The 18,521-nt window shown below is 33.8% G+C and carries 20 protein-coding genes; 2 read left to right on the plus strand and 18 right to left on the minus strand.

All coding sequences use genetic code 11. The features are described from left to right. Positions 1 to 284: 284 nt before the first annotated feature. The 3 genes from ACF91D_RS13690 to ACF91D_RS13700 form a co-directional block, all read right to left on the minus strand. Positions 285 to 1,016 carry a CPBP family intramembrane glutamic endopeptidase gene (locus ACF91D_RS13690; protein WP_157946362.1) on the minus strand — a complete coding sequence of 244 codons (732 nt, stop codon included), beginning with the start codon at positions 1,014 to 1,016 and terminating at the stop codon, positions 285 to 287. Between the two features lie 147 nt (positions 1,017 to 1,163). Continuing rightward, on the minus strand, positions 1,164 to 1,760 hold the full coding sequence (locus tag ACF91D_RS13695; RefSeq protein ID WP_107526545.1) for a hypothetical protein: 597 nt from the start codon (positions 1,758 to 1,760) through the stop codon (positions 1,164 to 1,166). Next, entirely contained in the window at positions 1,750 to 2,142 is a 393-nt protein-coding gene (locus ACF91D_RS13700) for a hypothetical protein (RefSeq protein ID WP_392437196.1), read from the minus strand. Before ACF91D_RS13700 ends, ACF91D_RS13695 begins: the two co-directional genes overlap by 11 nt. Before the next feature lie 385 nt (positions 2,143 to 2,527). Here ACF91D_RS13700 and ACF91D_RS13705 point away from each other — a divergent pair, with 385 nt between their 5' ends. Further along, positions 2,528 to 2,899 carry a hypothetical protein gene (locus ACF91D_RS13705; RefSeq protein ID WP_042737689.1) on the plus strand — a complete coding sequence of 124 codons (372 nt, stop codon included), beginning with the start codon at positions 2,528 to 2,530 and terminating at the stop codon, positions 2,897 to 2,899. A gap of 164 nt (positions 2,900 to 3,063) precedes the next feature. On the opposite strand, the gene ACF91D_RS13710 is transcribed toward ACF91D_RS13705, so the two are convergent. The 9 genes from ACF91D_RS13710 to ACF91D_RS13750 all read right to left on the minus strand — a co-directional run bounded on the left by ACF91D_RS13710 (position 3,064) and on the right by ACF91D_RS13750 (position 11,372). Beyond that, a complete protein-coding gene (locus ACF91D_RS13710; RefSeq protein WP_107589763.1) occupies positions 3,064 to 4,437 on the minus strand; it encodes an MFS transporter in 1,374 nt (457 codons plus the stop codon). A gap of 445 nt (positions 4,438 to 4,882) precedes the next feature. After that, positions 4,883 to 5,260: a nuclear transport factor 2 family protein gene (locus ACF91D_RS13715; RefSeq protein ID WP_042737691.1), complete on the minus strand. Its 378-nt coding sequence runs from the start codon at positions 5,258 to 5,260 to the stop codon at positions 4,883 to 4,885. Positions 5,261 to 5,367: 107 nt separating this feature from the next. Further along, positions 5,368 to 5,727: a DUF1304 domain-containing protein gene (locus tag ACF91D_RS13720; protein WP_042737692.1), complete on the minus strand. Its 360-nt coding sequence runs from the start codon at positions 5,725 to 5,727 to the stop codon at positions 5,368 to 5,370. A gap of 180 nt (positions 5,728 to 5,907) precedes the next feature. Then, on the minus strand, positions 5,908 to 6,528 hold the full coding sequence (locus ACF91D_RS13725) for an FMN-binding negative transcriptional regulator (RefSeq protein ID WP_107589764.1): 621 nt from the start codon (positions 6,526 to 6,528) through the stop codon (positions 5,908 to 5,910). Positions 6,529 to 6,535: 7 nt separating this feature from the next. Further along, complete coding sequence (locus ACF91D_RS13730) at positions 6,536 to 7,051, minus strand: GNAT family N-acetyltransferase (RefSeq protein WP_107526548.1); 516 nt, start codon at positions 7,049 to 7,051, stop codon at positions 6,536 to 6,538. 15 nt (positions 7,052 to 7,066) lie between these two features. Continuing rightward, entirely contained in the window at positions 7,067 to 7,519 is a 453-nt protein-coding gene (locus ACF91D_RS13735; protein ID WP_107591278.1) for a MarR family winged helix-turn-helix transcriptional regulator, read from the minus strand. A 146-nt stretch (positions 7,520 to 7,665) separates the two neighbouring features. Further along, a complete protein-coding gene (locus ACF91D_RS13740; protein WP_042737696.1) occupies positions 7,666 to 9,096 on the minus strand; it encodes an APC family permease in 1,431 nt (476 codons plus the stop codon). Between the two features lie 200 nt (positions 9,097 to 9,296). Further along, positions 9,297 to 10,307, minus strand: coding sequence for an LLM class flavin-dependent oxidoreductase (locus tag ACF91D_RS13745; RefSeq protein ID WP_107589766.1), 1,011 nt, complete (start codon positions 10,305 to 10,307; stop codon positions 9,297 to 9,299). 21 nt (positions 10,308 to 10,328) lie between these two features. Next, entirely contained in the window at positions 10,329 to 11,372 is a 1,044-nt protein-coding gene (locus ACF91D_RS13750; protein ID WP_107589767.1) for an NADH:flavin oxidoreductase/NADH oxidase, read from the minus strand. Between the two features lie 186 nt (positions 11,373 to 11,558). Between ACF91D_RS13750 and ACF91D_RS13755 the strand changes: the two genes are divergently transcribed. Then, positions 11,559 to 12,392 (plus strand): aldo/keto reductase, encoded by an 834-nt coding sequence (locus ACF91D_RS13755; protein WP_107589768.1) that lies wholly within the window; start codon positions 11,559 to 11,561, stop codon positions 12,390 to 12,392. 172 nt (positions 12,393 to 12,564) lie between these two features. On the opposite strand, the gene ACF91D_RS13760 is transcribed toward ACF91D_RS13755, so the two are convergent. The 6 genes from ACF91D_RS13760 to ACF91D_RS13785 form a co-directional block, all read right to left on the minus strand. Continuing rightward, entirely contained in the window at positions 12,565 to 13,572 is a 1,008-nt protein-coding gene (locus tag ACF91D_RS13760; protein ID WP_107589769.1) for a quinone oxidoreductase family protein, read from the minus strand. Between the two features lie 35 nt (positions 13,573 to 13,607). Further along, the gene (locus ACF91D_RS13765) at positions 13,608 to 14,459 is read right to left on the minus strand and encodes an aldo/keto reductase (protein ID WP_107589770.1); all 852 of its coding nucleotides are present in this window, start codon (positions 14,457 to 14,459) and stop codon (positions 13,608 to 13,610) included. 70 nt (positions 14,460 to 14,529) lie between these two features. Next, positions 14,530 to 15,510, minus strand: coding sequence for an aldo/keto reductase (locus ACF91D_RS13770; protein ID WP_107589771.1), 981 nt, complete (start codon positions 15,508 to 15,510; stop codon positions 14,530 to 14,532). A 131-nt stretch (positions 15,511 to 15,641) separates the two neighbouring features. Beyond that, positions 15,642 to 16,541, minus strand: a complete 900-nt coding sequence (locus tag ACF91D_RS13775) for a LysR family transcriptional regulator (RefSeq protein ID WP_107589772.1) — start codon at positions 16,539 to 16,541, stop codon at positions 15,642 to 15,644. 174 nt (positions 16,542 to 16,715) lie between these two features. Continuing rightward, positions 16,716 to 17,618, minus strand: a complete 903-nt coding sequence (locus tag ACF91D_RS13780) for an ABC transporter substrate-binding protein (RefSeq protein ID WP_107589773.1) — start codon at positions 17,616 to 17,618, stop codon at positions 16,716 to 16,718. Positions 17,619 to 17,880: 262 nt separating this feature from the next. After that, positions 17,881 to 18,177 (minus strand): hypothetical protein, encoded by a 297-nt coding sequence (locus ACF91D_RS13785; protein ID WP_042737705.1) that lies wholly within the window; start codon positions 18,175 to 18,177, stop codon positions 17,881 to 17,883. Positions 18,178 to 18,521 lie beyond the last annotated feature (344 nt).

An 18,521-nucleotide genomic window follows, 5' to 3' on the forward strand; every position in this document is an offset into this window, starting at 1 on the left:
ACACAAACTATGTTAACGCAATATTATATTTATTGATAGTCTATATTGTTTTTATTTTTTTGCTTGACTATGACTGGCACACACATTGTTTCATATATACATCAATCACATAAACTTTGAGATTATATTGTTCAATTAACATCAAATCTTCAATTGTTCAAATTTATCGTTTCTAAACTTCACCTAATATATTAGTTAGTTAACAACAATAAAAAGACAATAAAAAAAGACGGCTATTAACCGTCTTTTTTTGTGCTATTTATAAACAATATTGCCAATAAATATTACGTAAATACCATAACTAACATAGCAATACCTGCCATAGCATTGTTCAACATATGTACCATCATGCTATCTTTTAAGTTTTTACGTCTGTTGTAAACTAAGTAAAAAAACATACCCAAAGTCATATACATCAAAAAGCTAATCCAGTTTGTAGAGCCATGGAGTGATGAGAATATTGCTGAAGATATAATCAATGGTAAAAGAAACGCCGACTTTTTAAATATAGTTTCCTTAAAAATACCTCTAAACAATAATTCTTCTAAAAATGGGGCTACAAAAATAATGACAATTAAGAAAAATAGCAATCCTATTACTGATCCAACACTTAAATCGTTCAATTGTTCCATTTGATTTAGCAAGATTTTATCATTTTCCGAAATGTTATCGCCAAATACCGATTGCATAATAAGAGTAAAAACACCAATCGTAATACGTAAAGCAATAAACCACAAAATATTAATCAAAATATCTTTTAATCTAAATCGATGTTGAAGTGTTTCATAGCTTTTTTTATGGTAATACCATCTAAATAACCACATTATAAATATAGTCCAAATAATACCCAACACTGTTATGCCTATAACAATCCATAAACTTGCATGATTGACGACAGAATAAATAATTGATCCCGCAATCATCGTAGGTGATGACACTAGGAACATTAATCCTATAAATATTAATATATTAATAATGCGATTCCCTTTTGGTTTAACACTATTTGAGTGGTTCATGATTCCCATCCTTTTTAACTCTTTTTATACTACACATTAGATAATAGCATAGTATCACTGAGTGCCACATTATTGTTTACACTTTTATATCTATTATTTTCTGTCTTTTTCATATAAAATTGTAAACTTCGTGGTTAAATAACCATGTTACTTATGAGTCGTTATCAACTTACCATTCTTATATTTCACATGTGCACCCTTTTGAATTGCATCGTAATCCTTTTTAGGCACAACAATTAAATGTTCTTTATCTCGTTTATCTTTAATTGTAATCGTATATAGCTTATCTTTTGCAGTCATATTATTCTGTAATATATGATGTTGCTGCTTGATGTCGAGATTATGATGTTGCATTACAATCCAAAAAAACAAAGTATTGTTGAAATACATTGATGCCAATCGCTGATCATTATAAGGTGCAGTAGGCGTAATAAAGGAATGATAAGGTCTTGATAAAGGTTTCGTACTACTTGTTTTACTATTCGCTTTTTGTGAGGTCGCATTTCTCGAACTATTGATATTAGTAGACATATTACTTTGTGCAGCACGTGATGCCACACTCGCACGAGCACTTGAAGACGTACTCGTCGTACTACTTGTTGACGAACTGCTACTTGAACTACTTGAACTGCTCGTACTGCTTGAGCTACTTGAACCACTACTACCAATAGCTTCCGTCACAGGTGAAAAGACAAGTCCCAACATGGCAAGCGTACAAACCCAAACGCTGACCTTATTTATCATCTTTACTTACCTCTCCTTTATCTTTAACTTCACCTTCAATTTCATTATTATCGTATGTCATATATGGCAGTCGATAGACGTGATACTTCTTACCATCTTTTACAACGTATGGTTTTTGCTTACTATCTTTCAAGATATGTTCATAAACATTTTTACTTTTCGTTGTATATGTATGCGTTTTGCCTTTTTTGTCTTTATATCCAATTTCTGCTCTTGGATAATCTTCATCACCGTTGGCTAACTGTTCAAAATATACGAGCTCTTGCTTATGCTTGTTAACCGTTTCTTGCTTTGGCTTTTTTTCTTCACCATCATCACAACCGACAATTAAGACGGCAATTATTGCAATACCAATTAAACTTATAATATTTTTGATTTTCATATTGTATACCTCCCATACTACATATTAACAAATATAAAACCATTTGTTATTAATTAAATTTAATTTATATGTTAATAAAATATAAAGTAGCACCAATACAAAAGTGTTATTTTACAGTAAAAATGTTTATTTTCTAATATTAGTGGAAAATATGGAAATATATTCAATTCTAAAATTATTAAAATTTTGTTTGAAAATGGTTTTGTACATATTATAACAAGTGATTAATAATTTAGATTACTATGAATATGCATGATGACGTCACACGTTTTTGCCTGCTCAATAAATAATGACATCAACTGTTCCTACGCTTTGTTTTCCATTTTGTTAGATATTCACTGTTTTAAGTATAGCTTTTCAAAGATTATGATTAGGCGGTGGTATGATGAAAATAGAACAATGTATTGAAGATTTTATGAATAGTATTGTTAAAAGGGACGCCGAACTATTTTGTAGTTTATTATGTCCAAATTCTCTTTCTCGCATTCGTAAACGAATGTATACGAATAAAAAATATAAAAGTATTAATCGCTTTGTTAAAGAACAATACTTAGATAAACTGACACGTCTTGTTGCGCCAACTTATAAATATGATTATTTCAAAGATGGTAATAAATATATCGTTAGTTATCGTTTTCCACAAAATAATACTTATTTAAAAACTGTATTCATTATTTATGCGAGCGACCCTACGTTATTAATAAATTTAGATATCAATAAAGTTCAAGTAAAGGTGCATTATAATACACAGATATGACTAACATTCATTCAAAGTTAAATTGTATAGTAATAGTAAGCATTAACGCCAAACACAAAAAGAGGTAACATTCATTATTCACCTGTTGCACAATAAACTGCACAGTTATTAATGATGTTACCTCTTTATTTAATCTACTTAATTCACTTTATACATACTAGTACTTAAGCTTTTGTATGCTTAGGAATAATCAATTGTGTCATAATAACACCTGTTGCCATAATGCACAATGTGATTAGAAACGTACCCATAGCAGCCATTTCTATTGTCGTATGTGTTTGTAATATTGCATAAACTGTAGTACTTACTGCAATACCAAAGGCTCCACCAAGTGTCGCACACATTTTATATAAACCTGTGGCTAGCCCTACCTTTTCATCCGGCACAGTTAATAAGGCAACCGTTAGTCCTGGGGTTGCGCATAAGCCATTACCGACAGCACAAATAACAAAGCCAATTGTCGCAGCCATGATGTACCACTGGGCTGGTAACATAGTCAAACTAATCAGTACGAGACCCATTGTTGGGAACAGTGGCCCTACTAACAACATCGGTTTACCACCATATCGCACTGATAATCGTTCTCCTATGCGCACCATAAAGATCGCCATTAACACATAAGGCACTGTAACCAGGCCAGCTTGAAAGGCATTTAAGCCAATTGCGGTTTGTACATACATATTAAATACGGTCATCATGCCAATACCTGAATTCAAGATTACATTACTTAACGAAGATCCTACAAATGCACGGTGTTTAAATAATGAAAAATCAATAAACGGCATTGCCTTTTTACGTTCAAATAATACAAATACTATACCTGAAATTAAAAATACAACGAGGCAGCTTACTGAAAATACACTTAACCAACCACGTTCGAAACCTTGCGTCATAAACAAAGTAACACTGCCTATCATAATGGCAAACAAACACATGCCGATATAGTCAAAAGGTTGACGATCAATGATTTCCTTCTCTACTTCTTTAGTTCCTATCAACAATACAAATGCAATTAGTGCGATTACTATTGAAATGACAAAGTTAACTTGCCAGGTCATATAAGTCGCTACAAAACCGCCGACCATCGATGCAAAGCCAACGCCTCCTACACTTGCAATCATTAAATAACTAAAGGCTTTACGCAGAGCCTGTCCTTTAAATTGATCATTCAATACACCGACCGTTGCTGGTAATAGTATTGCTGCTGATAATCCTTGTAGAATCCTACCCACAATTAGTAGCGCAGTGACACTAGAAATAATGATTAGCAATGAGCCAATCACACTTAAGATAATACCGATATACGTCATTTTCAACTTACCAATTTTATCTGCGACGTCTCCAGCTCCCACCATAAAAATGCCCGTAGCAAACGATGCCAGGCTCACTGATAAATTAACGACACCAGTCATCGTGTGATATGTTGCTTGTACTTCCGTAGATATATTTATAAACGATTGTGCAAATAGCCAATACGTTAACACACTAAATACTATAGCTAAAATCAATTTGTTTCCCGATTTTTGCTTGGTAACCATGATGTGTTTGACCTCCTAATCTATATTGATGTATATATTTCAATTACAATATTGCTTGTCGAGCACTTATATGATTAGACTTTCCCCACACATCAAGTCATTACTGGTCATACTTTTCTAGTGATAACACGTTTAACGTCTTATCTATCTATAAATATTCGTTGCTATTACTCGAATATTGTAATCTTAGAAAAATATACACAAGTATGATGGTACCACAAATTTATATTAATGGAGTCCTATTTTTTCAGTAATTTTTCAAAGCAAGCGCAAGTCAGTATTAATTCAATTACCATCCGCAACATTATTCAATATTTCAACAAAAAAAGGTAACATCGCGTCTCATAAACGTATGTGGTATACCTACTTAACGTTTAACTTTAAGTTGTTAACCGTTCAACCACTACTCAAGACACATTGTTACCTGTTTCGATAGTAATATAATTTAATTTACTGATGAAAATAAGCCACTATCATCTGGTTTATTTTCCAAATAAGTAATTTGATGATGTTCATTTAATTTCGCAATATCTATACCTTCTTGCGTATAAACACCTGTTTCATAACGTTTACCACAAACCGCCCATCGCGTTTGAAAACTGCCATCTTCATTTTCTATCCAACCATCATACATATGTTTCAAATCTGCATTGATTTCAAACACTTTACGTACAAACTGTTTCCAAGCCTCAATGCCGTGATAAGCTTGACCATTCAATACAAAGGTAATATCTTCACTAAATAGTGCCACTAAACGATTGAAACTCTCTTCGCTCACACGCGAGTCATCAAATAATTTAAAATATGCATCCAATGTTTCCATTACATTCACCTACAATTTCTTAGCTTATTTCAACCTATTCGGTTATTTCCCGGGAATTAAGCCACTACACAACAACGTAGCGACTTTCCTATTCTCACAAATGCAATTTAAAAGAACAATGAGATTAATGTAATAATTGGCAAACCACCTTGTTTCAATATAATACTCTTATCACTAGATAGCCCACCATAAATCGCAACGATAATGATATAAACCAATATCACTGCAACCATTTCTTTGGGGTGACTTGCAAATGCAACGGCGTACAATAGTACAAGACCAATTACACCATTATACACACCTTGATTCTTAAGTAGTACGTTGACATTAGCATCTTGTAACTTCTCTTTTGAAATCTTAAATACTCTACTCGTACTAGCAGAAGTGGTAGCAAAGGTTTCTAAATACATAATATAAAAGAACTCCAAAGCCACTAATACAGTTAAAATGACTGAAACAATATTCATTAAGGTCATCTCCATTTAAATAAATTTTGTCATTTAATCTTTTAATATGCTAATTACCTACAATTATTAGCATAAATAAGTTGATTCCTACATTCTACTGTACTTAATCGTGGACTACCAGAATTTTTTCTTTCACCATAGTTATAATCATGATTCAGTACTTCTATAACAACGAATTCCTTATTTCGAGCGTCCTTGTTCTTTCGCCATTGCTTCGGCAACTGCACGGTCTAAATGATTGTCAGAATGATCCAGTGTATCAATAATATGATCTTTGTCTGTCGTACTACGACTTTGACTTAATTTATACGCCGCAAAAATTTCTGTTACTTTTATACGGAATCCCTTAACACCTTTCATCTGACGCTTTGTTCTTTCAGACATATTGTTCCAAGTAGCACCTTGATCTCGTTGCCCTTCATATTTATCCAATAGTTTCGTCAAATCTGATACCAGTTCCTCTTCCGTTAACAAACGACTCTTACCATATACTTGTACACTTTGATAATTCCAGGTCGGAACATCTTCATCTTCGTACCAAGTAGAAGAAATATACGCATGAGGCCCTTGAAAAATAACTAAGATATGCTCTCCATAATCTAATGTTCGCCATTGCTGGTTCCCCTTCGCAACGTGTCCTGTAATATATAATGTTTCCTCATCTTCCTGAACATTTACAGGAACATGTGTCGCTATTGGTCTGCCTTCCACAGTCGAAATAACAGTAACAAAGTTATGACGTTGCATAAATGCTTTGATCTCTTGATAATCCTCTTTAGTATATTGTTTTGGAATGTACATTGCTATGCTAATCCTCCTTTATAGGACGAGACATAATATAATCAATTTGTCTTTCATCCCCCATGTAAAATGCATGCTCATCAATTTTGGTAAATCCTAAACGTTCATAAAATTGTATAGCATTATCATTCTTCTCCCATACACCGAGCCATATACGATTACAGTTATTTTCAGTTGCCACAGTTAAAGCATGCTCAAATAACTGCTTTCCTAAGCCAAACTTTTGATAATCCTTTGCTATATAGATACGTTCAATTTCTAAATTATTTCCTGGGTACTGTTCCGTTTGTGCATCTAAAATATTTACTTTCAAATAACCAGCCAATTGTTGATGATAATAAATCACATAAAAATATGAATGTGGATGTTCAATTTCACTTAATAATTTAGCTGTCGTAAAAGCATTTGCCAAATATTGATCAATATTCTCTGGTTTATTCTGTGATCTAAACGTTTCATCAAATGTTTGAATACTTAAATCCTTCAAAGTGTCGATATCTGCTTTAGTACATGCTTGTATCAATTTTTCACCCCACCTTTAATAATCACGCTTATTACCTTTTTTGACATACAACCAATCATCTGAAATATTATCTTTAACTCTTTGAAGCATAGATGCTAATTCTGTAATTTCTGTTTCTGAAAAATGATTAAGTGCCACCTTATTAGAATGTTCATTTTCTCTAATAATCAATGGATATAAAGCTTGGCCTTTTTCAGTCGCATATAGTAATTTATTCTTCTTATTATCATCATCTGCTATTTTCTCAACAAATCCATTCTTAACCAAATTGCTCACAGCGCGTGATGCCGTAGTTCTATCAATTTTCAACATTTCAGCTAATTTTTCTTGAATAATTCCAGGATGCTCACAAATTCTAACTAAATAAACAAATTGCCCTTTAGCTAAATTCAATTCTTTAAATTCAATATTACTAATTGAATCAAGTGCCCTGGCAATAACACCTATATCTCTCAATATATCTTTCATTTCCAAACTCCTTTTTGTTGCATTTGCAACATAATTCCAATATACCACACTTTTTGAAAATTAAAACCCTCTAATACTTTAAATATTTCAAATAAAAAAAGCTGCAACAGATGTTAACCATCTGTCACAGCTTGATATTCCATAAATCACTGTACTTTCTTTTCTTTTATCATGCTTTTTGTAACGTAAAATAGGTAATAGGCAATCCCTATGACAAACCACATCAACGTATAGAATTTAGCTTGACCACTCAATCCCCAAAATACCGCAAAGATACAAATAAAGATAATTAATGGCATTACTGGATAAAGTGGTAATTTAAATCCAGGCTCTGGTAAATCTTTACCTTCTCTTCTACGTAGTCCGTACATACCAACTGTCACAAACATAAATGCAACAAGTGTACCTGCAGATATGAGCTGTGCTAAGAATGCAAATGGGAAGACCGATCCTACTAATACTGCAACAACTGTTAAGACTAATAAAGCTCTATTCGGTAAATGTTTATTGTTTAATCGTCCAATCCAAGCTGGCAAGATACCATCTCTACCAAATGAATACAACAGACGGGAACCAGCTAACATCATACCAATTAATGCCGTAAACATACCGATTACCGACACTGCTTGAACAATAATAGCTACCGTTTCATGACCGCTCGTACGTAATGCCCAACCTACAGGTTCAGCGTTGTCTTTATACTGAGAATAGTCAAACATACCTACGAGTACTAAAGACACAGCTACAAACAATGTCACCGCAATGACCAATGACCCAAGAATACCACGTGGCATTGTCTTATGTGGATTAATGGCTTCACCCGAGTTCGCAGCAATCGAATCAAAACCGATATACGAAATAAATATGACTGAACTTCCGGCATAGATACCTTGCCAACCACCAAAGGCACCATCAGCAGTCATCTTATATTCAGGAATAAATGGCACATAGTGTCCTATATCTACTACACTTAAACCAACAATTAAAAATAGTAATATTGCTAATACTTTTAGCACTACTAATATATTTTGTACACGTGCGGTTTCTGATGCCCCACGAGATAATAACAAAGCAGTAATAATAATTACGATAGCCGCAATTAAATCAATGATACCGCCATTTGTCCCTAATGAATTAGATAGTGCATCCGGTAACTTCACATGGAAAGGTTCAAACAATCCCCTTAAATTCGCAGAAAATCCAGACGCAACAAATGCGACGGCAATAATATATTCAGCAATTAATGCCCAACCTACTAACCAGCCAAAAAATTCACCATACAATATACTAATCCAAGTATATGCCGAACCTGCAACTGGCATGGCTGATGACATCTCTGCATAAACAAAGGCAACCAGTGCCGCTACAATAGCAGAAACAAGAAATGACAAACTTACAGAAGGGCCTGTATGGTCAGCCGCAACAACACCCGGTAAGGTAAATATTGCCGTAGAAACGATTGTCCCTACACCTAATGCAAGAAAGTCTCTAACCCTAAGCGTACGCTCTAAATGCGCATCTTTATTTTGATAAAGTGAAAAATCCTCTTTTTTCAATATTCTTTTAATAAAATTCATTCTAAATTACTCCTTGATGTATTAAAAACAAACACGTTTTTAAGTATAATCATTTTTGAATATAATGTATATATGAATTTTTGAGGAATTATTAACATTTTTGGATATCCTTTATAATTTTTGCTTATAATTTCATTTATTATAGAACTTAACGTTAATTTTCACTTATTGTTACAAACATTATTCATATTATTTCTATACTATAATGTATCAGTTACCTCTTTTAATAATTTGAGCGAATTTTTTCTCGCTTCAAAGTCATAAATAGGACTCAACGTCATCACTTCATCTATAGCTAACTCAAATTTTAATGACTTCAATTGCTTTGTAGCAGTAGCTTTATCACCTATAACATACGTATCCTTAATCATTTCTATTTCTGCCCATTCTTTGTCAGTTTGTACTTCACTTAACGCTTTATCAGGTGCTATAAGCCTTGATAACACACCTCTATGCAGATAAAATTGCGCATGTAATGCACTTTTAGCAAGTGTTTGTGCATGTTCATTTGTATCTGCCATAATTGTTTTAATTGCTACGATCACCTTAGGTTCTGAAAGTATAGCTGACGGCTGAAATTGTTCACGATACAGTGTAATCGCTTCTTCCATCGCACCTGTTTCATAATTAATAAAATGCGCAAAAACATAAGGTAAACCTTGTTCTGCAGCTAACTTTGCCGAATCATTACTCGATCCTAGCAACCATAATTCTGCTGGCTCCATAATTTTAGGTGTCGTCTGCAATCCTTTGACTACAGAACCTTCGGGCACTGTATTCTTAAAGTAATGTGCGATTTCATTCAATTTTTGTGGAAATTGATCTACATTTCGTTTAGCAATGACACCGCTTTGTAATGCGATGTTGGACAGGTGATGGCCACCAGGTGCTCGACCCACTCCTAAATCTACTCTACCAGGTGCCAATGCACTCATAACATTAAACATTTCCGCTACCTTATAAGAGCTGTAATGAGTAAGCATCACTCCACCAGTACCAACACGAATGTTTGCCGTCTTAGCAAGTAGATATGAAGCCAATACCTCAGGGGCAGACCCTGCAAGTGCATCTGTACTATGATGTTCGGATAACCAATAGCGTGTATAGCCCAGTTCATCTAAATATTGTGCCAAAGCTACAGTATTACTAAATTCTCGCTCACTCGACTCCCCTTCGATCAATTGTGTTTGATCTAAAATACTGACATCCATCATACTCACTCCTCGTTCAATTTAACCTCTAAATCCAGGTTGATATTGTGTTGGTACAATCTCTTCTTTAGCAATCTTTCTCAATTGTTCATTAGCAGTCAATGGCCAATACGGATTACGCAATAAGCCTCTACCAATCGCTACCATATCCGCTTCATTATTACCAATAACGGCATTAGCTAAAATTGGATCATCCAAACGGCCAACCGCAATAACTGGTATGTTTAATGCTTCCTTTACCTTTCTGGCATATGGTAGTTGATATCCAGCATGTGTGCCAGGTCTACCATGCGGCGATATAGGTCCTTCTCCACCAGCAGAAACATCAATTACATCAGCACCCGCTTCATAATATGTACGCGCAATATCAATTCCTGTTTCTATACCATATCCATCATCAACAAATTCTGTTGCAGAAATACGTACGATAAGTGGCATTTCGTTTGGCATTTCTGCTCTAGCAGCAGCAATAACTTTTTCACCAAATAATGTAAGTCTTTCACCAAATTCATCTCCGCGTTGATTAGAACGTGGCGAATGAAATTGATGTATTAAATATCCATGTGCGCCATGTATTTCAATTGCATCAAATCCCGCTTCTACTGCAGCCCTTACAGAATAGCGATATTTCTCAATCATTTGATACACTTCCGCATTCTCCAATGCACGGGGTGTCTTAAATGTTTCATCAAATGGAATCGCAGAAGGACCAACTGGTGTTTCTGCATGCTCTGCCTTTCTACCTGCATGTCCTATTTGAATCGCCGCTTTAGCACCGTATTGATGAATGCCATCAACAATAGCCTGTAATTTTGTTTTCTGAGTTTCATTCCATAATCCCAAACAAAAATCTGTAATCCTACCATCTGGTTCAATGTTAGTCATTTCAACCATGACTAATCCTGAACCACCAATTGCTCTACTAATATAATGATGTTCATGCCAATCTGTAGCTATTCCATCCTTTTCTACCACACTATATTGACACATCGGTGACATCATAATGCGATTCTTTAATGTTAAACCTTTCAAATCGACTGGCGTAAATAGGTGATTATCTTTCATTTTTAACGACCTCACTTTATATTTTGTATGCACACGCATATAATTACACACGAAATTCCTATAGTCAAATAATTAATTTTTTATAGTTACTTAAAAGTGCGTACTTTTATTTTTTAAAATAAATGTTTACAATGAAAATCATAAATCTTATATATGCACAAGCATATAATTTAAAGGAGCGTTATTATGCAACATATTGAATTTTATAATGGTAACACAATGCCACAATTAGGTTTAGGTGTATTCAGAGTAGAAAATGATGACACAGCCAAAGATGCAGTCAAACATGCAATTGTTAATGGCTATCGTAGTATTGACACAGCATTAATTTATGGTAATGAAGAACATGTTGGCTTAGGTATTAAAGAAGGTATTGCAGAAGCTGGAATTACTAGAGAAGATTTATTCATTACTTCAAAATTATGGTTAACTGACTACGGTCAAGACAATGTAGCTGCTGGTTATCAGAAGTCGTTAGATAGTCTTGGTTTAGATTATTTAGACTTATACTTAATCCACTGGCCAGGTACTGATGAAGCAGTCATGATTGATACTTGGAAAGGTATGGAAGCATTGTATGAAGCTGGCAAAGTGAAGAACATCGGCGTAAGTAACTTTACAGAAGATCACTTGGAAACATTAAAGGCACATACTTCAATCAAACCAGTAATCAACCAAGTTGAATTTCATCCTTATTTAACTCAACGTAATTTAAGAAATTATTTGGCGAGTGAAAATATTCAAGCAGAATCATGGTCACCATTAATGAACGCTGAAATTTTAACAGACGAAACTGTAAATGATATTGCGCAAGAATTAGGTAAATCACCTGCCCAAGTCGTAATCAGATGGAATATTGATCATGGTGTCGTCACTATACCTAAATCTATTACACCTCATAGAATAGACGAAAATTTAAATGTCTTTGACTTCTCATTATCAACAGAACAAATTGAGCGTATTGATGCATTAAATCAAGATAGAAGAATTGGTCCAAACCCTGTTGAATTTAACGGATAAGAATAGCATATTGTATGATATAACAAAGCAGTAGATACAGAATATAGACTAAAGTGAATCCTTATGAAAGTAATCATATAATCTATAAAAGCCCTTAAATGAATTCAATTTCATTTAAGGGCTTTCGTTATAGATATACCTTATTCTTATAATAACTTACTATATCATTCAACTATTCTGAAATACGAATAACAATTTTACCAAAATTTTCACCATTCGATAATGATTCCAATGCCTTTGGTGTTTCATCTAGATTATAACGTGCACCTATGACAGGTTTAATTTGGTGTTGTTCAACAAGATCAATCATATCTTTAAAGTCATCAGGACTGCCCATTGTTGAACCTAATAAAGTCATTTCTTTTAATGTCATTGTCGGCAATAATAAATTGGGTACAGGGCCACGTGTTGCCCCAAAGCTAACAATTCGGCTGCCTAATTTACCAATATGGATAAAGGATTTAAATGACTCTCCACCAATACTATCTATAGTTAAATCTATACCTTGTGATTGATTTAGCAATTCATTTTCCCAATCCGCATCCTTATAGTTCACACCGGCTTGTGCTCCAAGTTTAAGTGCAAAATCAAGTTTCTCTTGTTGGCTTGAAGATACATATACATTCGCTCCTAAGGCTTTAGCAAATTGAATTAAGTACGTTGCAACACCGCCACCAGCACCAGGAATAAACACATTTTCGTTTTCTTGCACCTTACCTTTTGTAATGAGTGCGCGATATCCTGTTAATCCTGATAATGGTAGTGCAGCAGCTTCTTCCCATGTTAAATGTTGAGGTTTAGGATAAACATTTTCGACTGGGATTTTAACAAATTCTGCAAATGTGCCATCATAAGGCATTCCTAAAATGGTAAAGTCTGCACTTTTAACTTTAGGATTATCTCCCCAATTCAAGCCAGGATTAATAATTATTTCATCACCTACAGAAACATCTGCTACACCATCACCAACTGCAACAACTTCTCCAGCACCATCAGAACCAATGATTTTTGGCACTTCTGTTCCTGGATAACTGCCACTTGCTATCATCACGTCACGTCTATTTAAGGCAGCAGCCTTTAACTTAACAACAACATCGCCTTCACCAGCAACTGGTATTGGCACTTCTTCTACAGCTAAACGATAATTATCTTCTATATTGTTTAATACGATAGCTTTCATCTATTTACATTATCTCCCTTCAAAAATCCTCTCAATTAGTCATGTATCTTCCAATTATTAAACATCTCTACTGTCTCAACAGTCTGTCGGTCAATATATAAACTTTTTCCTTGATCTAGTGTTTTAATCTTATTCATTTCTTCTTCTGTTAATTCAAAATCCCACACATCAAGATTTTCTTCTATTCTATTTCTATGCGTGGATTTCGGAATGACTGAGATACCACGTTGAATATGCCAACGTAACATAATTTGAGGTACTGTTTTTTGATGTACTTTAGCAATATCACTTAAGATACTATTGTTTAATACTTCTTCTGAAGTTTTAGCTAATGGTGACCACGCTTGTGGTTGAATATCATATGCTTTCATCACATCAATTGCTGCTTGCTGTTGGAAGAAAGGATGCATTTCAATTTGTAATACTGCTGGAACAATTTTACTATTCATAATCAAATCTACCAAAGGTGCATTATCAAAGTTACTTAGACCAATTGCTCTAATTTTCCCTTCTTCATAAAGCTTTTCCATAGCACGCCAAGAACCATAATAATCATTGAATGGCTGGTGAATTAGATACAAATCAATATACTCTAATCCTAATTTCTCTAATGAGGTTTCAAAAGCTTGTTTTGCTGCTTCATATCCTGCATCTTGCACCCATAACTTTGTCGTAATAAATAATTCTTCTCTTGGCACATTAGACTTTCGAATTGCAGCTCCTACAGCCTCTTCATTCATATATGCTGAAGCCGTATCAATTAATCTATAGCCTGCATCTAATGCATCTAACACGGCTTGTTCACAAACGTCTAAATCTTCTATTGTAAATACACCAAATCCTTCACTTGGCATTTCAACACCATTATTTAATGTTACGTATTCCATATGTGTAATTCCTCCAATTTAATTGTTTAATCATAATGCATAAGTTGGATCAAATCTTACATCATCATCGTTACTCCATATCTTGTAACTTAGCGATATCTTTATCTGTACGATTTCCATATACTTGTATCTTTGACAGTTCATGCTCTAACGCTAAATATGCTTCATCAGTTAATTTAACATCTGCCGCTCCTAAATTTTCATCTACTCTATTTTCCTTCCTCATACCTGGAATAGGTACAATAAATGGTTCTTTATACATCATCCATGCTAATGAAATTTGAGCAGGTGTTGCTTGTTGTTCGTCAGCATACTTTTGTATCAAATCGATGAGTGGTTGATTTTTATTTACATTTTCTTTGTTGAATCGTGTAATTACACGTCGGACATCATCACCTTGATATTGATCTTCATTACTATATTTTCCAGATAGAAAACCACTTGCCAAAGGTGAGAATGGTACAAATCCAATGTTCAATTCCTTACAAGTAGGAATAACATCTTGTTCAAATTGACGTTCCATCATTGAATATTCACTTTGAACTGCAGTAAGTGGTGTAATCTCATGCGCCCTTCTTATTTGCTCTGCTGTTGGTTGCGATTGCCCCCAACCACGAATCTTACCTTCAACAATCAGTTTACCCATTACCCTTGCTACATCTTCGACAGGGATATCATCATTCACGCGATGTTGGTAATAAATATCTAAATAATCCGTGCGTAATTTATCAAGAGAGGCATCTAAATGTGCTCTAATATGCGCTTCTAATGACTCAAATGAATCCCCAACAGCCTCACTATCAATAAATAACTTAGACGCTAGAATAATGTGCTCCCTAAATGGTTCTATAGCTTTCCCTACTAATCTTTCATTATGTCCATCTCCGTATGCCTCAGCAGTATCAAAAAATGTACATCCTTTGTCATAAGCCAATCGCATTAATCTAATTGCTTCTTCTTCACTAGGTATCTCGCCATATCCATGACTAAAGCCCATACAGCCATAACCGATACTAGAAACCTCGATATTTCTAAGTTTTCTAAAATTCATTGTCTGACCCCCTATTTTTCTACAACACGATATTTCATATTTTTGAATACAATCACAGTATAAAAAAAGAACACCTTATGTAGAAGATGTTCTTTAGACCAACGTTATAACCAAATGGTTATAACTAACTATTAAATTTTATTTGTTAATACTTGTTGTAGTTGCTGTATAACATCGACAACATGCGCCGGTAGCAAATCAGAATAAAAGACACCAAAGGTAAATTCACAATCCCATGCTAATGGCTGTAGTTGTACTAACGGATGCACATTATCCCATTCATCCGATGTCAGTACCAAACAGTCCTTACGTACTGCATCATTAAACGTATGTGTATTGTAGATAGTTGTATCTTCAATTTGAATATCAGGGAGTTGTTGTAATTGTTGACGTACAACATCAAAGGCATCACTAATACCCTCTTCCAACATAATAATCTTTTGATGGTTCAAATCTTGAACAGTCAATGTACCACTTTGATTAAACAATTTATTTTGAGGTGGGACACCGATTCGAACCGGCGTTTGATACAATTCTACGCCTTCACATTGAAAGTAATTAAGCAATGCATGATCTAAAAAGCCGATGACAATATCAATCGATTCGCCTATGTTTTGTAATATATGGTTAATTTTATCTTCAGAATTTTCAAATGGTACGATATTCAACTGCAAATGATCACGATTCGCCTTGATAGTAGGCCAATGTTTTACTAACACATCACCAGGGGTCATTGGTGATACACCCAAATTGATAACTTGTTGGTTCTGTTCTTCTATCTTTTTCGCTTTCGACAATGCATCATCCGCGTAGTTAATTAAATTTTTACTTGCTTCATAAATAATCTTTCCAGATTCTGTCAATGTCACACCTTGAGCATTTCTATTCAATAAAGTTAAACCCAAATTTTTCTCTAATGCATTGATTTGTTTAATAACGGCAGATGCTGAAATATATAACTCTATAGACGCTTTATTAAAGCTACCTAAATCTACTACCTTTAAAAAGGTTTTAATCTGTAAATTATACATTTTTACTCCTTACTATAATCATAATATATGAATTACTGCTGTTAACCCCTTTCAGATATAATAATCAGCCATATATGAATACGTTAAGTATAGCAAATTAAATTTTGAATGCTGTACGCTTAAACTTAAAAACATTCAACCACCTATTAAATTAGACAGTCGAATGTTTTGATATTATTTACCCAATAGTTTGTTTTTTAACTCTTTTCGTTCATAATCTAATGAATAAGGGTCGTTAAACCAATACGTTTCAGCCTTCACATTAATCACTCGTCCCTGCTTAACTGCTGGAATGTTTTTCCACATTTCTGTTTTTTCAAATTCAGGTTGAGCTTTACCTTCACTCATCGTGATAATATAATCTCCTGAATACTGCGGTAATTTTTCTTGGGATAACTCTTTCCATCCCTCTTTCTTCACAGCTTTCTGCAACGCGGTTGGCATATTTAAATCAAACGCTTGATAAACAACTTCGCCACCACGCCCCCATGATTTACCAAAGGCATAAATTGTCTTGCTGAAATCATCAAATATAGAAACTGTAGCATCTTCACCTATATGCTGTTTAATTTCATGTGCATCTCTTTTCGTTTGCTTATTCCAACTATTTACCCATTGTTTTGCTTCTGTTTCTTTACCTAAAATCTTCCCTAATTCAACTTGTGTAGCTAAGTAGTCTTTTTTACCATAGGTTATAGGTATTGTTGTCGCTATTTTATTATACTTTTTAATATTTTTATCAGTTGAATCCACAATAATTAAATCTGGTTTCAATTTAGCCACTTTTTCGACATCATTCTCATTTAACTTATGCGTACCTTTGAACTTTTCTTTTAAAACTGTACTTTTTTCTATATCTTTCGTCACACCAACTATATTGCCGCCTAAATATTTTAATCCACCGGCATAGGTATTTGCTACAACAACAATTCGCTTAGGATCTTTGGGGACTTGTACCTTTTTACCACTATCCAATGTATAATCCCTTGTTTCTACTTTCTTAGTCGATTTAGACTGTGCACTACATGAAGCTAATAACAGTACGGCTAACAATACTATGATACTATACTTTCTCATCACTACACTCCCTTTTATTGAAAACGATTATCATTATCAATTTTATGGGTTTTACAATCAATAATCAATGACTTTAATAAATTTATATATAATTAAATAATGCAATAATTTAAATTTTGATAACTATTTGCCACTTACAATGATATATTCTGTGTACTCTGAATTCATTTCACACAAAAAAGCTGTTACAAATAAAGTTAATCACTTCACTCATAACAGCTAATATCTCGTCTGCATCATATTCAATTATAAATTCCCTTCCTTATTCAAGTCTGTGCAATAGCTCTGCTTTAATAACCTTTATCGCTTCGTTATAATCCTTGTTACTACTTTCTTGGGCATTGACAATCAACAAATCAATTAGGAATTCATTTGTTTTCTCGCTAACTTCATGTTCAAACTGATGTAAATGGGCTTCGGATGTGTTCGTATTCTCTTTAATAATTTGATAATATTGGTCAGCACCTAGTCCACCTTCATCAATCATGACAGAAATGTCATTAGAGCGTGTTTCGTTTATACGTTTGACTTTAATACGTTTATTCTCGCGTACGACCATTTGAACTCCCTCCTTAATATACATGTTCATCCGTATATAAAAGATTCATAGCTAATAAATGATGTACTTCTGTGATTATCTTGCATCTTGGCTATGTAACATCCATTTGTGATTACAATATAACTACCTCTATTTACTACAGTGTAATATTACAACAGGGAAAACACAACCCTTTTGCTCAATTTTTAATTTATTACTATATTTATTTTATATATTTTTTAGTACAGATAAATTCCTATGCTATATTCAAATCTATTTAACAGAATATTCAAAATCATTATAATAATTTTATACAATTTGTTTTGTCGCAGTAGTATAATTGATAACGATTATTATTTGTATTT

The sequence above is a fragment of the Staphylococcus sp. 231237_7MaSpsaltlick genome (assembly GCF_043107035.1).